The organism is Streptomyces seoulensis (assembly GCF_004328625.1).
Taxonomy (GTDB): domain Bacteria; phylum Actinomycetota; class Actinomycetes; order Streptomycetales; family Streptomycetaceae; genus Streptomyces; species Streptomyces seoulensis.
Genome location: NZ_CP032229.1, coordinates 3,346,691 through 3,364,750 on the forward strand (window position 1 = coordinate 3,346,691; position 18,060 = coordinate 3,364,750).

General features: G+C 72.0%; 17 protein-coding genes. 13 read left to right on the plus strand and 4 right to left on the minus strand.

The window, feature by feature from the left end:
• Positions 1-76 precede the first annotated feature (76 nt).
• Positions 77-784 carry a TetR/AcrR family transcriptional regulator gene (locus D0Z67_RS15575; RefSeq protein WP_031178899.1) on the minus strand — a complete coding sequence of 236 codons (708 nt, stop codon included), beginning with the start codon at positions 782-784 and terminating at the stop codon, positions 77-79.
• A gap of 51 nt (positions 785-835) precedes the next feature.
• Between D0Z67_RS15575 and D0Z67_RS15580 the strand changes: the two genes are divergently transcribed.
• A complete protein-coding gene (locus tag D0Z67_RS15580) occupies positions 836-2,317 on the plus strand; it encodes an FAD-dependent monooxygenase (RefSeq protein WP_476726702.1) in 1,482 nt (493 codons plus the stop codon).
• Here D0Z67_RS15580 and D0Z67_RS15585 read toward each other — a convergent pair.
• On the minus strand, positions 2,301-3,686 hold the full coding sequence (locus tag D0Z67_RS15585) for an aspartate aminotransferase family protein (protein WP_031178897.1): 1,386 nt from the start codon (positions 3,684-3,686) through the stop codon (positions 2,301-2,303). The two genes, D0Z67_RS15580 and D0Z67_RS15585, sit on opposite strands and share 17 nt — an antisense overlap.
• Positions 3,687-4,334: 648 nt before the next feature.
• Between D0Z67_RS15585 and D0Z67_RS15590 the strand changes: the two genes are divergently transcribed.
• Positions 4,335-4,784 (plus strand): hypothetical protein, encoded by a 450-nt coding sequence (locus tag D0Z67_RS15590; protein WP_131589655.1) that lies wholly within the window; start codon positions 4,335-4,337, stop codon positions 4,782-4,784.
• Between the two features lie 28 nt (positions 4,785-4,812).
• Here D0Z67_RS15590 and D0Z67_RS15595 read toward each other — a convergent pair whose 3' ends face one another.
• Positions 4,813-5,559 (minus strand): SLATT domain-containing protein, encoded by a 747-nt coding sequence (locus tag D0Z67_RS15595; RefSeq protein WP_420824439.1) that lies wholly within the window; start codon positions 5,557-5,559, stop codon positions 4,813-4,815.
• Positions 5,560-6,005: 446 nt separating this feature from the next.
• Here D0Z67_RS15595 and D0Z67_RS15600 point away from each other — a divergent pair, with 446 nt between their 5' ends.
• The 11 genes from D0Z67_RS15600 to D0Z67_RS15650 all read left to right on the plus strand — a co-directional run bounded on the left by D0Z67_RS15600 (position 6,006) and on the right by D0Z67_RS15650 (position 17,147).
• On the plus strand, positions 6,006-6,347 hold the full coding sequence (locus tag D0Z67_RS15600) for a YbaB/EbfC family nucleoid-associated protein (RefSeq protein ID WP_030817248.1): 342 nt from the start codon (positions 6,006-6,008) through the stop codon (positions 6,345-6,347).
• Between the two features lie 52 nt (positions 6,348-6,399).
• The gene (gene recR, locus D0Z67_RS15605) at positions 6,400-6,999 is read left to right on the plus strand and encodes a recombination mediator RecR (RefSeq protein WP_031183858.1); all 600 of its coding nucleotides are present in this window, start codon (positions 6,400-6,402) and stop codon (positions 6,997-6,999) included.
• The gene (locus D0Z67_RS15610) at positions 6,992-7,651 is read left to right on the plus strand and encodes a DUF5063 domain-containing protein (protein WP_031183857.1); all 660 of its coding nucleotides are present in this window, start codon (positions 6,992-6,994) and stop codon (positions 7,649-7,651) included. Before recR ends, D0Z67_RS15610 begins: the two co-directional genes overlap by 8 nt.
• 107 nt (positions 7,652-7,758) lie before the next feature.
• Positions 7,759-10,011, plus strand: a complete 2,253-nt coding sequence (locus D0Z67_RS15615) for a tetratricopeptide repeat protein (RefSeq protein WP_234312926.1) — start codon at positions 7,759-7,761, stop codon at positions 10,009-10,011.
• A 55-nt stretch (positions 10,012-10,066) separates the two neighbouring features.
• Positions 10,067-10,492 carry a hypothetical protein gene (locus D0Z67_RS15620; protein WP_051888173.1) on the plus strand — a complete coding sequence of 142 codons (426 nt, stop codon included), beginning with the start codon at positions 10,067-10,069 and terminating at the stop codon, positions 10,490-10,492.
• Positions 10,493-10,815: 323 nt separating this feature from the next.
• Entirely contained in the window at positions 10,816-11,787 is a 972-nt protein-coding gene (locus D0Z67_RS15625) for a hypothetical protein (RefSeq protein WP_031183854.1), read from the plus strand.
• Between the two features lie 50 nt (positions 11,788-11,837).
• Positions 11,838-12,416: a Uma2 family endonuclease gene (locus D0Z67_RS15630; RefSeq protein WP_031183853.1), complete on the plus strand. Its 579-nt coding sequence runs from the start codon at positions 11,838-11,840 to the stop codon at positions 12,414-12,416.
• A 154-nt stretch (positions 12,417-12,570) separates the two neighbouring features.
• Positions 12,571-13,848: an aspartate kinase gene (locus D0Z67_RS15635; RefSeq protein ID WP_030817256.1), complete on the plus strand. Its 1,278-nt coding sequence runs from the start codon at positions 12,571-12,573 to the stop codon at positions 13,846-13,848.
• Positions 13,848-14,906 (plus strand): aspartate-semialdehyde dehydrogenase, encoded by a 1,059-nt coding sequence (locus D0Z67_RS15640; protein WP_031183852.1) that lies wholly within the window; start codon positions 13,848-13,850, stop codon positions 14,904-14,906. The genes D0Z67_RS15635 and D0Z67_RS15640 overlap by 1 nt, the downstream gene beginning before the upstream one ends.
• Before the next feature lie 325 nt (positions 14,907-15,231).
• Positions 15,232-15,936 (plus strand): SigE family RNA polymerase sigma factor, encoded by a 705-nt coding sequence (locus tag D0Z67_RS15645; RefSeq protein WP_078873690.1) that lies wholly within the window; start codon positions 15,232-15,234, stop codon positions 15,934-15,936.
• 80 nt (positions 15,937-16,016) lie between these two features.
• Positions 16,017-17,147 (plus strand): hypothetical protein, encoded by a 1,131-nt coding sequence (locus D0Z67_RS15650; protein WP_107059665.1) that lies wholly within the window; start codon positions 16,017-16,019, stop codon positions 17,145-17,147.
• On the opposite strand, the gene D0Z67_RS15655 is transcribed toward D0Z67_RS15650, so the two are convergent.
• The gene (locus tag D0Z67_RS15655; RefSeq protein WP_031183849.1) at positions 17,144-17,947 is read right to left on the minus strand and encodes an SURF1 family protein; all 804 of its coding nucleotides are present in this window, start codon (positions 17,945-17,947) and stop codon (positions 17,144-17,146) included. The genes D0Z67_RS15650 and D0Z67_RS15655 overlap by 4 nt on opposite strands.
• Positions 17,948-18,060: the final 113 nt, after the last annotated feature.

Genomic DNA, 18,060 nt, shown 5'->3' on the forward strand with positions numbered 1-18,060 from the left:
ACCTTACGCGTTCACCCCTGCCGGGCATCAGCCCCGGTGCCCTTTATGTGTGTGGGGGGATGGTGTGTGGGCCGCGTCAGCCGAGGCCGTTGATCATCAGGCCCACCGTGAAGTCGAAGCGGTCCCGGGTCGTGCCCGTCGTCAGTTCCGCCGCGTGGCGGGTCGTGTGGGGGAAGGCCGCCGCCGGGAGGGTGGTGAGGCGGTGGAGGAGGTCGGTCCGGTCGGCGGGCCAGACCTCGTCGCCGTCCTCCGCCCTGCGGTGGGCCACGGACAGCTCCAGGCAGTGGGCGGCGACGTAGAGGAGCAGGGCGTCGATGGTCCAGGCGGCGCGCTGCGGGGCGATGCCGGCGGTGAGCAGGATCGCGAGCATGCCCTCGCTGACGCGGAGGGCCTCCAGGTCGGTGGGGGCCATGGCGAGGGCGGCGCGGGAGATGCCGGGGTACTGGAGGTACTGGTCGCGCAGGGCCTCGCAGACGCCTCGCAGCTGGTCGCGCCAGGAGGCGGGGTCCGGGGCGGGGAGGGTCAGGCGGGCGCAGAGGCGGCCGATGAGGAGTTCGTCCAGGTCGGCCTTGTTGACCACGTGGGCGTAGAGCGAGGCCGGGCCGGTGTCCAGGGCGGCGGACAGCCTGCGCATGGTCAGCGCCTCGTAGCCCTCCGTCGCGATGATCCCGAGCGCCGTCTCGACCACATGGTCCACGGTGATCGGGTCCTTGCGGCGGCGGGGCCGGGCGTCCCCGGCGGGTGCGGGCCGGTGGCGGGCGGTGCGGCGCTCTTTCGCGTTCACGGGGACAACTATAACTTGACACGAACGCTGTTCGTTTTTAGAACAGTGTTCGTGAAGACAGATGTGGATGTGATCGTGACCGGTGCCGGGCCCGTCGGGCTCGCCCTCGCCGCCGAGCTGGCGCTCGCCGGGGTGTCGGTACGGGTACTGGAACGGCGGGACGTGCCCGACCCCGCGACGAGGGCGCAGTCGATCAACGTGCCGACCGCGCAGGCGCTGGCCCGGCGCGGGCTGCTGCCCGCCCTGGAGGAGATCCAGCGGGAGACGCTCGGTGTCCCCCGCTCCCGGTTCACCGGGCACTTCGCGGGGATGTCCCTCGATCCGGACCGGGTCGACTGGGCGGACCCCGAACTCGCCGCGTACACCGCCGTGGAGGGGGCGCGGATGATCCCGCAGCCCCGGCTGGAGGCGCTGCTCGCCGCGCACGCGGAACGGCTGGGGGCGGCCGTGCTGCGCGGGGTGGAGGTGACCTCGCTCCAGGACACCGGTGCGGGGGTGGTGGTCGGCACCGACACCGGGCCGATGCGGGCTGGTTGGCTCGTCGGCTGCGACGGGGGCCACAGCACCGTGCGCCGTCTCGCGGGCATCGCGTTCCCCGGCACGGACCCCGAGATCACCGGCTGTCAGGCGATCGTGGACATCGCCGACCCCGAGAAGCTCGCCGAGGGCTGGTCCTGGTCGCCCCGGGGTGTCTACCGCTACGGCCCCCAGCCCGGCCGCGTCGCCACGGTCGAGTTCGGCGGGGGTCCGGCCGACCGCACGGCCCAAGTCACCCTGGAGGACGTCCAGTCCAGCCTGCGCCGCGTCTCGGGCACGGACGTCACGCTGACATCCCTGCGCGCGGCGCCGACCCGCTGGACGGACAACGCCCGCCAGGCGTCGGCGTACCGCTCGGGCCGCGTCCTCCTGGCCGGCGACGCGGCCCACGTCCATCCGCCCTTCGGGGGACAGGGGTTGAACCTCGGCATGGGTGACGCGGTCAACCTGGCCTGGAAGTTGGCGGCGGTGGTGAGCGGTCGCGCGGAGGAGGCTCTGCTCGACACCTACGACGCCGAGCGGCGCCCGGTGGGCGCGTGGGTGCTGGACTGGACGCGGGCCCAGATCGGCGTCCTGCGTGGCGACCCCAAGTCGGGTGCGCTGCGGGGGGTGTTGGCGGATCTGCTGGGGACGCGCGACGGCACGACGTACGCGGTGAAGCAGATCGCCGGCGTCACCCAGCGGCTCCCCTTGCCGGGCTCTCACCCATGGACGGGCCGCTACGTCCCCGACGTGGTGCTGAGCGACGGCTCTCCGCTCGCGGACCACGCCCACGAGGGCGGCTTCCTGCTGCTCGACCGCACGCCGGGGGCGGTGTTCGCGGAGTCGGGGAAGGGGCGGGCGCGGATTGTCCGGGACGGCGGTACCGGGGTCGCGGGCGCCCTGATCCGCCCCGACGGGGTGGTGGTGTGGGCCTCCGACACCACCGACCCCGCCGGTCTGGAACCCGCCCTGCGTCAGTGGGCCGGGTCCGGCCCGCTCAGCCGGACGTCGTGAACTCGTCCGCCGTGGTCAGCGCGGCGTCCAGCGCGGCCAGGCCCTCCTTCAGCTCCGGCTCGGTGATGTTGCAGGGCGGGACGACGTGGGTGCGGTTCATGTTGATGAAGGGCCAGAGGCCGTTCTTCTTTGCGGCGGCGGCGAAGGCGGCCATGGGGGCGTTGGTCGCGGCGGACGCGTTGTAGGGGACCAGGGGCTCGCGGGTCTCGCGGTCCTTGACCAGCTCCAGGGCCCAGAACATGCCCGTACCGCGGACCTCGCCCACGCTGGGGTGGCGCTCGGCGAAGGTGGCGAGGGTGGGGCCGAGCACCGTCTCGCCGAGGTGCTTCGCGTTCTCCACGATGCCCTCGCGGGCCATCACGTCGAGCGTGGCGACCGCCGCCCCGCAGGCCAGCGGGTGCCCGGAGTACGTCAGGCCGCCGGGGTACGGGCGCGTCGCGAAGGTGTCCGCGATCTCGGGGGAGATGGCGACGCCGCCCAGGGGCACGTACCCCGAGTTCACGCCCTTGGCGAAGGTCATCAGGTCCGGGACGACCCCCGAGAGGTCCGCCGCGAACCACTCACCGGTCCGGCCGAACCCGGCCATCACCTCGTCCAGGATGAAGACGATGCCGTGGCGGTCGCAGATCTCGCGGACCCCGGCGAGGTAGCCCGGCGGGGGGATCATGATCCCGGCCGTACCGGGGATCGTCTCCAGGATCACCGCGGCGATCGTGCCGGGGCCCTCGAAGGCGATCGTGGTCTCCAGGTGCTCCAGCGCGCGGGCGCACTCCTGCTCCTCCGTCTCCGCGTAGAAACGGGACCGGTACAGGAACGGCGCCCAGAAGTGCACCACGCCCGCGCTGCCGCTGTCCGACGGCCAGCGGCGGGGGTCGCCGGTCAGGTTCACCGCCTGCTGGGTGCCGCCGTGGTACGAGCGGTACGCCGAGAGCACCTTGGGGCGGCCGGTGTGCAGGCGGGCCATCCTCGTGGCGTGCTCGACCGCGTCCGCGCCGGCGTTGGTGAAGAAGATCTTGTCCAGGTCGCCCGGGGTGCGTTCCGCGATCAGGCGTGCCGCCTCCGAGCGGGCCTCCACGGCGAAGGCCGGGGCGAACGTCGTCATCTTCGCCGCCTGCTCCTGGATCGCGGCGACGACCTCCGGGTGCTGGTAGCCGATGTTCGTGAACACCAGGCCGCTGGTGAAGTCCAGGTACCGGTTGCCGTCGTAGTCCCAGAAGTACGAGCCCTCCGCTCCCGCTACGGCCAGCGGGTCGATCAGGTCCTGCGCGGACCAGGAGTGGAACACGTGCGCGCGGTCGGCGGCCTTCACGGCCGCGCCGGTCGCGGGGTCGGGGGTGGGGGTCTGCTCCGGGTTCGGCTGAGGCGTCATGCGGCCGAGGGTAGGGGGTGGGGGTGCCCTCGCGACATCGGCGGACTGTTGTGGGCGGGGGTGGGATGCGCGACAGGTTGTCGTGAGTGGGGGGCTGTTTCGCGGGGCGTTGAGCAGGGGGCGGTGCTGTCCCGTATGCCCGCACTATCCTCGGGGCGTCGGCGCGCTTCGGGGGAAGGCGGGTGTGTTGTGCGGGAGTTGGGGCCGGGGGAGGACTGGGACTGGGTGTTCGGGGCGGGGGCGGGTGCGGGTGCGGGTGCGGGTTCGGGTTCGGGGGAGGGCACCCGGCCTCCGGCCGGGTCAGGGTTCCCACCCGCACCACCCGTACAACTTTCGTCGTCGGGTGCGGGTGGCCCCGGAGGGGCGGAATCGCCGTCGGCGGGTGCGGGTGCGGGTGCGGGTGGGAACGGTGGGGCGGGGGCGTCGCCGGCGGGTGCGGGTGGACTCGGTGGGGCGGGGGCGTCGTCGGCGGGTGCGGGTGGGCTCGGTGGGGTGGGGGCGTCTTCGGCCGGTGCGGGTGGGCCCGGTGGGACGGGGGCGTCTTCGGGGGGTGGGGGTGGGTGTTTGTCTTTGGGGGAGCATGGGGCTGTGGGGGATGGGTGGGGGTGGGTGGTCGGGGGGTACGGGCATCCTGAGGTGGATGGGGAGGTGCGGGACCGGCGGTCGACGTGGTTGCTCGTCGTGGTCGCGCTGATCGTCGCTCTGGGGGCCGGGGGGACGCTGTACACGTTGTTACGGGGTGGCGGGGTGTCGGACACCGCGACCGTCGGGCCGGCACCTGCTGAAGGGGACGTTCCGGAGGGCTACCTCGGCAGGTGGGAGGCCGGTACGCACCGGCTGACCGTGACCCAGGGGCGGGTCGGTGAGCGCGTACTCACCCTGACCGTGGACCGGGCCGACCAGCACTGCGTCCTCACCGCGACCCTGGCACGGAAACCGGACGCCGACGGCACACTCCGTCTGTCCGCCGCCACGGTCACCTCCGGAGCCTGCGCCCCCGGCGCCCCCACCACCCTCACCCTCACCCCGGACGATCACCTCAAGCGGACCGGGCGCCCCGGCACGAGAGCCGCGACCTACAGCAGGAGCGGGACGTAGACGGTCCCGCTCAACCCCGGCGGAGCCGTCAGCGGGGGTCCGGAGGGCGTTGGCGGGGCATGTTGGGGCGTGGCGCCGGAGGGAGGTAGCGGGAGACCGGGGCCGGGTCCGCGGGCCGGGACGGCGGGGGCGGAGGGGACACCGGCGGGCGCCCCCCGCGAAACTCCTGCATCCAGTCCGACGTCTCCGTACGGACCAGCTCCGTCACGTCCTCCGAGAAGCGCCGCAGAATCCCGAGACAGCGTTCCGCCGCCTCCCCCGCCGTGCCCTCCGCAGGACCCAGCACCTCACGCGCGCTCTCCGACGCCCAGTCGAACTGAAGCGTCTGCAGCCGCCGTTGGACCGCCTGCGCGGTGGCCAGGTCCCGCATCCACCCCGAGGTCAGCCCGAAGCACCGGTCCGCCCCGGCGCACGCGGCCCCCAGCAGCAACGCCAGGTATCCCCACGGCGCGCACCCCGCCACCGCCCCGGTGGCGTCCAGTAAGGGCAACGCCGCCCCGACCACCACCCCCGCGGCCGTACCGCCCCGAAGTCCCCTCGCGGCCCGCCGCCGCCACACCCGGTCCGCGAGATACCACTCCGCCGTCCGCAGCGCCCCCGCCTCCACCCACCGGAACAGCTCCCCCAGCCGCTCCGCGGGCTCCCCCCAGTCCCCGAGCGGCAACTCCCGCCCCACCAGATCCCCACCCGGCCCGGCGAGCCGGGCCACGTCCTCACTCACCTCGTCCGGCGCGGCGGCCCGCGCCCCCCGGTCTCCCGGCTGCCCCCCGCTCACGCCCGGGTCCCCGCCGTCCGCACCCCGCCACGCCCCGTCCCCTCCTGGTCCGCCCGCCGGAAGCCCGTCCGTCCCGGAACCGGCCCGCCGCGTACCGTCCGCACTCCGCCACACCCCGTCCGCTTCCGGCCCGCCCCGCCGCATTCCGTCCGGCGTGGCACCCCGGCCGGGTGCCGGGGGCACCTCGTCGGGTTGTTGTTCCGGCTGGCCCACCCCGGACTCCCTACTGGACGTGAACACCGATCGCGGGTCCTTCCTACCGCTCAACGGGTGGCGGGGAGCCGAGTTCGCGGGGTGGTACGCCCGGAAGAGGGGTGTGATCAGGTAGGGGGCCGGAGGCGTTCTCACCCGAAAGAGTGGCAGCGCGAGGGCCGCCCGGACCACGTAGGCTCGTGCCGAGCAGTGAAGCGGCCCAGACAGGCAGCAGACAGACAGGAGACACCCCCGTGATTCCCGGTGGCGGCCAGCCGAACATGCAGCAGTTGCTCCAGCAGGCCCAGAAGATGCAGCAGGACCTCGCCCGCGCCCAGGAGGAGCTGGCGAACACGGAGGTCGAGGGCCAGGCGGGCGGCGGTCTGGTCAAGGCCACCGTGACCGGCTCCGGCGACCTGCGCGCGCTGAAGATCGACCCGAAGGCCGTGGACCCGGAGGACACCGAGACCCTCGCGGACCTCGTCGTCGCGGCCGTCCAGGCGGCGAACGAGAACGCGCAGGCCCTCCAGCAGCAGAAGCTCGGCCCGCTGGCCGAGGGACTCGGCGGCGGCGGCATCCCCGGTCTGCCTTTCTGAGGCCGGGGCAACTACCGTACGTACCGCAAGGTCGTGAAGGAAAGGCAGTCCGTTGTACGAAGGCGTGGTCCAGGACCTCATCGACGAGCTGGGGCGGCTCCCCGGCGTCGGTCCCAAGAGCGCGCAGCGGATCGCCTTCCACGTCCTCCAGGCCGAGCCGACGGACGTCAAACGGCTCGCGCACGCCCTGCTGGAGGTCAAGGCCAAGGTCCGCTTCTGCGCGGCCTGCGGAAACGTGGCGCAGGAAGAGCTGTGCAACATCTGCCGCGACCCGCGCCGCGACCCCTCGGTCATCTGCGTGGTCGAGGAGCCCAAGGACGTCGTGGCCATCGAGCGCACCCGTGAGTTCCGGGGCAAGTACCACGTCCTGGGCGGCGCGATCAGCCCCATCGAGGGCGTCGGCCCGGACGACCTGCGGATCAGGGAACTCCTGGCCCGCCTCGCCGACGGCACCGTCACCGAGCTGATCCTCGCCACCGATCCCAATCTCGAAGGCGAGGCCACGGCGACGTACCTCGCCCGCATGATCAAGCCCATGGGTCTGAAGGTCACCCGCCTGGCCAGCGGCCTCCCGGTCGGCGGGGACCTGGAATACGCGGACGAGGTCACCCTCGGCCGCGCCTTCGAGGGGAGACGACTCCTAGATGTCTGACGCCACGCTGCACGCCATCGCGCAGAACCCGGACGACTTCGCCGTCCAGATCGCCGACCAGATCGAGAGCTTCCTGGTCGCCGTCACCGAGGTCGCCAAGGGCGACGAGCCCGGTTCCACCGTGCCCTTCCTGCTGCTGGAGGTCTCCCAGCTGCTGCTGGCCGGCGGCCGCCTCGGCGCGCACGAGGACTTCCTCCCCGACGAGCGCTACGAGCCCGACCCCGGCCCCGAGCCGGACGCGGACGGCCTGCGCGAGAACCTGGCCCGCCTGCTGGACCCGGTCGACGTCTACTCCGAGGTCTTCGACCCGTACGCGCCCCGCACCGCGCCGGTCGCCGCCCGGATCTCCGACGACCTCGCGGACGTCATCACCGACCTGGGCCACGGCATGGTCCACTACCGGGCCGGCCGCACCGCCGAGGCGCTGTGGTGGTGGCAGTTCTCCTACTTCTCCAACTGGGGCCCCACCGCCTCCGCCGTGCTGCGTGCCCTCCAGTCCGTGCTGATCCACGTCCGCCTCAACCAGCCCCTGGAGGAGCTGGACGGCCTCGACACCGACCAGGACCTGGGCGACGAGGCGCTGGAGGTGGAGGCCGGGCGGGTGATGGCCGAGGAGATCGGCACCCCACTCGGCATCCGCCAGGTGCGCTGACCGCGCCGGTGCCGGGCACGGATGCCCGACTCCCGCCGTACGCCTGACGACCGGTCCTGCGGGCGGTCATGATGTGATGCATGAGCGCCTTGTTCGACCGTCGGCCTGTGCCTGCCGCGGACGCCTCCGGTGCCGGTGCCATCGCCGCCGGCGGGAGCATCGCGCAGGCGTTGACGGGACCGGGTGCGATCGCCCTGCACATCGAGAACGTAGGCATGCTGCTGCCGGACGCGTGCCCACCGGCGGAGTCCGTGAGCTGTCCGCCCCGTCTCACCAATCTTCCCTTCCGCGCGGAGCTCTTCGTCGGGCGCAGCGATGAACTCGGGCTGCTGCGGGCGGCCCCGGCCACGCCCGGCAGGCCACTCGCACAGGTGCTGCGTGGCCTTGGCGGCATCGGGAAGTCCACGCTCGCCGCGCGCTGGTCCGTCGAGTGCGGACCGACCCACGCGCCGGTGTGGTGGATCCCGGCCGGCAGCCGCAGCGCGATCGACGCGGGTGTCGCCGCCCTCGCGGCCGCCCTTCAGCCATCACTCGTCCCCCTTCTTCCCCCGGAGCAGATGACGGAGTGGGGCAGTCGATGGCTCGCGTCCCACAGCGGATGGCTCCTCGTGCTCGACGACGTCACGAACCCGGCCGACGTGGAGCCCCTGTTGTCCAGGGCCCCCTCGGGCCGCTTCCTGATCACGAGCCGACGAGCGACCGGATGGCACGGTGTCGCGGAAGAGATCCCGCTGGACGTGCTGTCGTGCGATGACGCGGTGCGCATCTTCACCCGCGTCCGGGGCGGCGAGGACTCCGATGCCGCCGAGCTCTGCGAGGAACTGGGTTGTCTTCCGCTGGCCGTCACCCAGGCGGCGGCGTACTGCCTGGAGACGGACTGCACGGTCCGCGTGTATCTGGACGACCTCGCCGCGTACCCCGACGAGATGTACGCGGAGACGTATGAGGGCGGCGACCACGAACGCACGGTCGCCCGCGTCTGGCACGTCACGCTGGACCGCCTGACGAACGATCCCCTCGCGGTCCGGCTCCTGCTGACCATGGCCTGGTACGCCCCCGACGGCATCCCGCGCGGCCTCTTCGCCCACCTGGGCACGCCACTGGCCGTACGCAGGGCACTCGGGCGACTGGCGGCCCACAGCATGATCACGCTCTCGGGTGACACGGTGACCGTGCACCGGCTGGTACAGGCGGTGTCCCGTACGCGTGCCGACGCAGACCGACACCGGAACCCGGAGGCGATCGGGGACGCGTGTGCGGCGGCGGTGAAGGCGCTGGCGCGCGCGGTGCCCGAGGACGTCGACGACCCGTCGGCGTGGCCCGCGATGCGGTCCCTGCTCCCGCATGTCCAGGCACTGGCCGAACACGTCCGGCCGGAGGAGGACACAGCCGCGATGGCGTACGTGCTGACGCGGACCGGTGACTACATGCTGACGGCGGGGATCAGGCTTGCCGGCGGGGCGTACGGCCTGCTGCAGCGGGCGGAGGCCGCGTGCGTCCGGCATCACGGCCCGGGAGGGGAGCAGACGCTGTACACCCGCGTCCTGCTGGCTCGGGCGACGCGCATGCTGAAGTCGAGCGAGGAGGCCGCCCCGGTCGCCGAGGAGGTTCTGGCCGACTGCACGCGGGTCCTGGGCCCGGACCATGAGGTGACCTTGGGTGCCCTGTCGAACATGCATCAGGTCGCCTCGTTGCAGGGGGACACGGAACGAGCTTTGCGACTGGCGGAAGCGTGCCTCGCGGGTGTTGCCCGGCTGCGGGGTGCGGAGGCCCGCTCGACCTTCGAGGCGCGGAAGAAGCTGGTCATGGCGCTGACGGCGGTCGGTGAGATGACGCGAGCCGACGACCTGTGCGACGAGCTTCTCGCTGACTGCAGCCGGGCCTTGGGAGAGGAAGATCCTTCGACCCTCTCGGTGAGAAGCCTGCGCACCGCGCTGGCAGGCCAACGGGAACTCCCGGAAACCCTGATCAAGCTCATGGCGGGGGTCCACTCCGTCGGGGAAGAGGACGAGGAGGGTCTGATCGCCGCCCTACGTGTCCTGATTCAACAGGTAGGGGCAGTGGAACCGGAGCAGTTCACGCGTGCCACGGAGGAGGACGTGAGCGCGGCGGAGCGGGATCTCGACACGTGTCGACGTGTCCTCGGCGACGACCACGCCGACACCGTGGTCGCCCGCCTCGTGTTGCTTCAGGTGTACGCGGCGACACGGGATCCGCGTTATGCCGAGCCTGCGAAAGACCTCCTGATGGAAGTGCTCTCGGTCATCAGCGCGAACGAGTCCGCCCTCGCCTTCATGCTCCGTGTGTTCGGTGCACTGCACACGGTCATAGACGAACTTCCCCGGCCCCCTGACGAGTGACGTCATCTGCTTCCAACGCCTCCTCCTCGCCCGGACGTTGCACCACAATGGCCGCATGACACTCAAGCCATGGGCGTGGGCGGGACTCGGGATCTGCGGTGCGGGTGTGGCCACGCTGGTCGGCTTCGCCTTCGTGGATCTGGGTACAGCGGATCAGGTCGCGAGTGTGGGCGGAGGGGCCGTCGGTCTCATCGGCTTCGCGCTCGCGGTGATCGCGCAGTTCGGTGGCACGTCCGCTTCCCCCTCCGCGCCCTCCGGCCCCTCGGCCTCAGCGCGTGATGTCCACGCCTCCGGCGAGAGGGCGATCGCAGCGGGGGGCAGCATCGGTGTCGCGTCCACGGGTGGTGCGGCGTCGCCGGGTTCCCCCCTGCCACCTCGCGCGCCCGCGTCCGGCGCACCGGGCCCCGGCAGCGTGACCGCCTCCGGGACGGGGTCCATCGCCGCGGGCGGTGACATCGGCTCGGCGTCGACAGGCAACTGACACGGTCGCAGCGGCTACTCATCGCCGCAGTTCAGCCCGGGGCTTGAGCCTCGGGCTTCGAGCTTTTCCATGGGTTTCTGGGCTGGGTGAAAACCAACCCAACCAACCAATTTCCCACGTGAGTTGAAGCCGCTTACCTCGAAAGTGTGACTTTCTGTGATCGGCTTGCGCTGGAGAGTAAAGCCGCCCTAGGTTCGCGGCAATAGATCGGCCCCGGTCGGTGCGCCAACACCGGCTCCGGGGCCTAGCCCTACGGATCGAATCAGAGGTCGATCGTGGCTTCCGCCCACCCTAGCCCTGCCCTGCCGTCCCCGCAGCACCCCATGGCCAAATCGGGCTATGGCAAGCGCTCTGCCGGTGACGAAAACCCGTACGGCGACCCGGACTTCGCACATCTGAGCCCTCGCGACCGCGAGATCGCCGTCTTCGTCGACCACCTCGACGACGGTCACGCGATGGGCTACAAGGCGATCGCAGCCGTGCACCCCCGCTACGGCCAGCAGGCCGTGCGCACGTCGCTGAAGCGCGTCACCGCGGCCGGCCACCTGCGGCACATCCGGGAGCACCTCACCGTCGAGGACAACTCGATGCGCTGGGTCACGCGGACGTACTGGTCGCGTACGCCCAGGTCACCGGAGTGGTGGGCGGAGTTCGTACGCGAGCGCAAGGGCCTGGACGTCACCGACCAGTACGAGTCCGGGCTGGCGAGGGCCGCCGAAGCCGCCCCGGCCGCACTCGACGAGCAGCTCCCCGAGGAGCCCTCGGACGAGCCCGGCGCCGCCTACCGCACCCTCGCCGGCCTGCGCGACGCCGACCCGCGCATAGCGCTGTCCGCGTCGGACTGCCGTTCCCTCGAATCCCTCGCCGCGCGGTGGCTGGCCCTTGGCGCGACGCCGCAGGAGATCACCAAGGCCCTGACCGACGGGCTCCCGCCCGCCGTCACCAACCCGGGCGGACTCGCCCGCAGACGACTGGAGGACAAGATGCCCCCGACGAAGGCGAAGATCCGGCAGAGGGGCGGCCGCCGCGCCCGCGTCAGCCGCGTGATCATGGCCTGCGCCACCTGTGACGCGGACGAGCGGACGACGGAGATCATCGACGGGATCTGCCGTGAGTGCCATGCCGAGATCGAGGCGGATGAGGCGGCCGAGATGGAAGGGCTGCCGGTCGGCTACGTCCCGGAGACATTCCTGCGTGACCCGGCCGACGACCCCGGAGTGGTCGACGTGACCCACTGGGCGGCCGAGCTGCGCAGGGCGGCCGGGCTGCGGCCCAGGGCGGGGAGGGACGTATGAGCGTGCGGGAGGCACCGGCCGGGGCACCATGGAGTCGAGGAGGCGACGCCATGACCCCCAGGACCGAAGACCGGCCGCAGATGTCCGTCGAGGAGTTCGAGGAGCTCGAACGCCATGCCCCGGAGACCGTGCGGCTGGAGTTCCTCAATGGGAAGGTCCAGGTCAAGCCGGTGACCGATGGCAACCACGACCACATCATCGCCTGGTTGCAGCGGCTGTGCATGCAGCACCGACCCGAGCTCTGGTTGTACGGAGACCGAGGGATGAAGGTCGAGCGCTATCGGAAGGGGCGGGCACGTCCGGATGGCGTTCTCGCGCCGTTCGGATTCCCGGCGGGGCACGGAGACTGGTCGGACGCAGGGGGTGTCCTGATGGCCGTGGAGGTCACGTCGCACGACTCCGACACCAACCAGCGAGACCGAGTCGAGAAACCCGGCGGCTATGCCGCAGCAGGTATCCCCGTGTACCTGCTCATCGACCGGGACGACGGCTCGGTCGTGGTGTACAACCAGCCGGAGGACGGCCGCTACCTCCATGCCGAGAAGTCGCCCTTCGGCGCCTCCGTCGAGCTGCCCCACCCCGTCGACATCATCCTCGACACTGCCCCCCTCAAAGAGCTCGTCGACTGACGCGCTGTGACGCGGGGCACTTTCCGCGTGGCCCGCGTGCCGCTGGGCAGGTTCGGGACCGGGCGGACGACGTCTCACCATGCGGGAGCGCGATGGTGGATTTCGGACGCTCGATAGACTGAGCCGACACAAACGAACCGAGCGAGGAGCGCACGTGGGCCTTGTCGTGCAGAAGTACGGAGGCTCCTCCGTAGCCGATGCCGAGGGCATCAAGCGCGTCGCCAAGCGGATCGTGGAAGCCAAGAAGAACGGCAACCAGGTGGTTGTCGTGGTCTCCGCGATGGGCGACACGACGGACGAGCTGATCGATCTCGCCGAGCAGGTGTCTCCGATGCCTGCCGGACGTGAATTCGACATGCTGCTGACCGCCGGAGAGCGTATCTCCATGGCCCTGCTGGCGATGGCGATCAAAAAGCTGGGCCACGAGGCCCAGTCGTTCACGGGCAGCCAGGCAGGTGTCATCACCGACTCGGTCCACAACAAAGCCCGCATCATCGACGTCACGCCGGGCCGCATCCGCACCGCGCTGGACGAGGGCAACATCGCCATCGTCGCCGGTTTCCAGGGTGTGAGCCAGGACAAGAAGGACATCACCACGCTGGGCCGCGGTGGCTCCGACACCACCGCCGTCGCGCTGGCCGCCGCGCTCGACGCCGAGGTCTGCGAGATCTACACCGACGTGGACGGCGTGTTCACCGCCGACCCGCGCGTGGTGAAGAAGGCCCGGAAGATCGACTGGATCTCCTTCGAGGACATGCTGGAGCTGGCCGCGTCCGGCTCCAAGGTGCTGCTCCACCGCTGCGTGGAGTACGCCCGCCGGTACAACATCCCGATCCACGTGCGCTCCTCCTTCAGCGGGCTGCGCGGTACGTGGGTCAGCAGCGAGCCGATCGAGCAAGGGGAACAGCAGGTGGAGCAGGCCATCATCTCCGGTGTCGCGCACGACACCTCCGAGGCCAAGATCACCGTCGTCGGCGTGCCGGACAAGCCGGGCGAGGCCGCGGCCATCTTCCGCACCATCGCGGACGCCGAGATCAACATCGACATGGTCGTGCAGAACGTGTCGGCCGCCTCCACGGGCCTGACCGACATCTCCTTCACCCTGCCGAAGACCGAGGGCCGCAAGGCCATCGACGCCCTGGAGCGCAACCGCCCCGGCATCGGCTTCGAGTCCCTGCGCTACGACGACCAGATCGGCAAGATCTCCCTGGTCGGCGCCGGGATGAAGACCAACCCGGGCGTCACCGCCTCCTTCTTCGAGGCGCTCAGCGACGCGGGCGTGAACATCGAGCTGATCTCGACCTCCGAGATCCGTATCTCGGTCGTCACCCGCGCCGACGAGGTCCCCGAGGCCGTCCGCGCCGTGCACACCGCCTTCGGGCTCGACTCCGACACCGACGAGGCCGTCGTCTACGGGGGCACGGGCCGCTGATGGCACGTACCGGTCGCCCGACACTGGCGGTCGTGGGGGCGACCGGAGCCGTAGGAGCGGTGATGCTCCAGATCCTGTCCCAACGGGCGGACATCTGGGGCGAGATCAGGCTGCTCGCCTCCCCGCGCTCGGCCGGCCGCAAGCTGGCCGTGCGCGGGGAGGAGGTCGAGGTCGCCGCCCTCACCGAGGACGCCTTCGACGGCGTAGACGTCGCGATGTTCGACGTGCCCGACGAGGTGGCCGCCCGGTGGGCTCCCGTCGCCGTCGCGCGCGGCGCGGTCGTGGTCGACAACTCCGGCGCCTTCCGGATGGACCCCGAGGTGCCGCTGGTGGTCCCGGAGGTCAACCCGCACACGGCCAGGATGCGGCCGCGCGGGATCGTCGCCAACCCCAACTGCACGACCCTGTCGATGATCGTCGCCCTCGGCGCGCTGCACGCCGAGTACGGGCTGCGCGAGCTGGTGGTCTCCTCGTACCAGGCGGTCAGCGGGGCCGGGCGGGCCGGGATCGAGACGCTGCGCGCCCAGCTTTCCCTGGTCGCGGGCACCGACCTGGGCACCGCGCCCGGTGACGTACGGCGTGCGGTGGGCGAGCTGACCGGGCCGTTCCCGGAGCCCGTCGCGCTCAACGTGGTGCCCTGGGCCGGGTCGCTGCGCGAGGACGGCTGGTCCTCGGAGGAGATGAAGGTCCGCGACGAGACCCGCAAGATCCTCGGCCTGGCCGCCCTGCCGGTCGCCGTCACCTGCGTACGGGTCCCGGTCCTCACCACCCACTCCCTCACCGTCCACGCCCGCTTCCAGGACGAGGTCACCGTGGACGGCGCCCGCGAGATCCTCGCCACCGCCCCCGGCGTGGTCCTGTGCGACGACCCGGCCGCCGGGGAGTACCCGACGCCGGCCGATGTAGTGGGCACCGATCCCACCTGGGTGGGCCGGGTACGCCGGGCGCTGGACGACCCGACCGCGCTCGAACTCTTCGTCTGCGGCGACAACCTGCGCAAGGGCGCCGCCCTCAACACCGCCCAGATCGCCGAGCTGGTGGCCGCTGAAATGATGTGAGAATCCTGTGATGTTCGTGGGATTCTCCTGGGGAATGTGGCCGGAACCATGGTCCAAACCACTTGTCCCCGGCCTTCGTCACGACAGAGGATTTCCCTCCCAGTTCTCCGCAACCGCGCGAGCACCGGGAGCGTCTTTGCCCTCACCCTGGTGCGGCGGGACGTGGATTCCGGGCGCGGGGCGTCGCGGTGGGGCGTGGTGACGCCCTTTCAACTAGGCGTAGGGGAAGAGCGGGGCGCATGGCGGCACTTGAGGAACTGTCGGTCGTCGTGAATGTGACGCCCGGCACGTACAACCCTGCCGGGGGTACGCGTGTCCAACTGGCGTGGCAGAGGTACTCGAACTCGCACCGGCTCTCTTCGAGCCGGGCGTATCCCCAGCAGCCCGTGGCGCGGCGGCGCTCCGGCCGCCCCGTGCGGCACTTCGTCCGCGTGTGCCCGGCGGCATGCCGGTGATCGCGCCGATGCCCGCAGCGCGCCCCGCCCGCATACCCGGCCAGCGCGACGGCGCCGACGACACCGCGGGTGACGCGGCCGCCGGCACCACCGTCGACCATCTCACCGAGACCTACCGGGCGCACTACCGCTCCCTGCTCGGTCTCGCGGCCCTGCTCCTGGACGACACCGCCTCTTGCGAGGATGTCGTACAGGAGGCGTTCATCCGCGTTCACTCGGCGCGCAAACGCGTCCGGGACAAGGAGAAGACCCTGGCGTACCTGCGCCAGACGGTCGTCAACCTCTCCCGGTCCGCGCTGCGCCGCCGCATCCTCGGCCTGAAGCTGCTCTCCAAGCCGATGCCGGACATGGCGAGCGCGGAGGAGGGGGCGTACGACCAGCTCGAACGGGACTCGCTCATCAAGGCCATGAAGGGTCTTCAGCGCCGCCAGCGCGAGGTGCTGGTGCTGCGTTACTTCGCGGACATGACGGAGGCCCAGGTCGCCGAGACGCTCGGCATCTCGCTGGGATCGGTGAAGGCGTACGGCTCACGGGGCATCGCCGCGCTGCGGGTGTCCATGGGGGCCAAGACATGAGCGAGCGGGACGAGCCGGCCGACGAGTCAGCCACGGGGGCCGACCCACACGACAAGCCGACGCACGCTGGGAACGAAACTGTGAACGACGGCAGCCGCCGGGAGGGGTCCGCCCGTCCGGAAACCTCCGCCGACGCGGAGACACGGAAGCTCGACGGGCTCGACGGTCCGCACGACGACCTGTACGACGGGCTCGGGGCGGACGAGCAGGCGCTGCGGCGGCTGCTGCACTCCGCCGTGGACGACGTGGAGCCCCGTACCGGCTCGCTGGAGCATCTGCGGCGGGCCGTTCCCGCGCGGCGGGCCCGCAAGCGGCACGCGGCGGTCGGCATGGCGGCGGCCGCGCTGCTGCTCGGCACCGCGATCCCGGCCCTGGTGCACGTCTCCAACACCGGCGACGCCGACCCCAACACCGCGATGGCCGGCCAGTCCGAGGCGACGCGGGGCACCGAGGGCGGCGGCCACGCCTCCGACGGCGCCACCGGCGACACCCGGGGCGGTACGGGCGAGGCGCCCGGCACCGGCAGGGACGGCGGGAAGAAGGACGAGCCCGGCAAGAAGGGCGGCGGCGAGTCCGGCGCCCCCGACGCCGCGAACCCCTCGGCGAGCCTCGCCTCCGGCACCGCGACCTGCACCCCGGCCCAGCTGGGCGTCACGGGCAGCGCGAGCGGGCCCGACTCGGCGGGCGTGGTCTACGGCACCTTCCGCGTCGCCAACGTCTCCGGCTCCGCCTGCGCCGTCACCGGCGCGGGCCAGGTCGGCGCGGTCGCGGTGGGCGCGGCCTCCCAGGCCAAGCTGAGCGTGGCCGCGCATGTGTCCGGCGACGCGGCGAGCGGGCTGCCCGACCCGTCGCTCTCGGTGTCCTCGCTGGTGCTGCGGCCGGGCGGGGCGTACGCGGAGAAGTTCGCGTTCGTGCCCTCCGAGACCTGCCCGGTGCCGGGCGGCGGGACCTCCACCACCGGCGGCGGCTCGGCCACCGGCGGACCCTCGCCCGACCCGACGCCCAGCGGTGACCCGGGCGCGACCGGCAGCGCGGACAGCGGCGGCGGCACGGCCGGCGCGGCGGCCCCGCAGCTCCTCACCGTCGACGGCCCGGCCGACGGCAGCGTGCAGGTCACGTACAGCGCGGAGTCCGGCGCGGCGGCGACGGCGGCGGTGCCGAACGCATGCGCGGGGACGGTGTACTACACCGGGATGCAGTCGGAGAGCTAGACGGCGGTCGGTGTGCCGGCACCCTCGGGGGTGTCGGCACCGTCCGTCACCAGGCCCAGCTCGGCGTCGCGGGCGGCCTCGGCCTCGCGGCGCAGCAGGCGGAACCACATGAAGACCACGAACCCGGCGAAGACGAACCACTCACCGGTGTAGCCGAGGTTCTGGAACGCCTTCAGGTCGAGCCCGGTCCCGACGGGCGCGATGGCGGGTACGGCCTTCATCCCGGCGTCGCCCCGGTCCAGCGTTACCCAGGCCGCGTACAGCTTGTCCGGCACCAGGTTGACCAGGGAGGCCGGGGTGATGGCGTTGGTCTGCCCGCTGGGCAGTCCGCCGGTCGCGGGGACGCCGTTGCTGCCGGGAGACTCGGGGGCCTGCAGCGCGCCGGTGACGGTGACCTTCCCGGCCGGGGGCGCGGGCGCCTTCGCGGGGTCGGCCGTACCGGGCAGCCAGCCCCGCACCACGGGCAGCGACTCGCCGTTCGGGGTGCGCAGCAGGGTCACGACGTAGAAGCCGGTCTTCCCGTCCAGCTCCCGGCCGGGCGAGAGCAGCTGCCTGCCGTACTCGCCGCTGACCTCGACCCGCCGTCCCGACGTCGCCTTGTCCACGGGCAGCATCCGCGCGAGCGGCACCGCCTTCTCGTGGCGCGAGTCCGCCGCCTGTTCGGTGGCGGTCCGGTGGTCCTGCACCCGCCCCTCGAACCGGCTGAGCTGCCACGACCCCATGAACACACAGAACGGGATGGCGAGCAGCACGAAGACGTTGATGCCCCACCAGCGGGGAGTCAGCAGAAACCGGTACACCCCCCAAAGGTACGGCGCCCCCTTTGTCACCTTCACCCCGGGCCCGTGCCCCGGCGGCCCCGAACGTCATCGCCCAGCTCAGGGGTGTCCCGTAAGGCGTCGGGCGGGTGATC

What these genes read in the sequence shown, in the direction of transcription:
- D0Z67_RS15585 (WP_031178897.1), bottom strand. Translation starts at nt 3,686, where the DNA reads ATGACGCCTCAGCCGAACCCGGAGCAGACCCCCACCCCCGACCCCGCG.
- D0Z67_RS15610 (WP_031183857.1), top strand. Translation starts at nt 6,992, where the DNA reads ATGTCTGACGCCACGCTGCACGCCATCGCGCAGAACCCGGACGACTTC.
- D0Z67_RS15620 (WP_051888173.1), top strand. Translation starts at nt 10,067, where the DNA reads ATGACACTCAAGCCATGGGCGTGGGCGGGACTCGGGATCTGCGGTGCG.
- D0Z67_RS15625 (WP_031183854.1), top strand. Translation starts at nt 10,816, where the DNA reads ATGGCCAAATCGGGCTATGGCAAGCGCTCTGCCGGTGACGAAAACCCG.
- D0Z67_RS15630 (WP_031183853.1), top strand. Translation starts at nt 11,838, where the DNA reads ATGACCCCCAGGACCGAAGACCGGCCGCAGATGTCCGTCGAGGAGTTC.
- D0Z67_RS15640 (WP_031183852.1), top strand. Translation starts at nt 13,848, where the DNA reads ATGGCACGTACCGGTCGCCCGACACTGGCGGTCGTGGGGGCGACCGGA.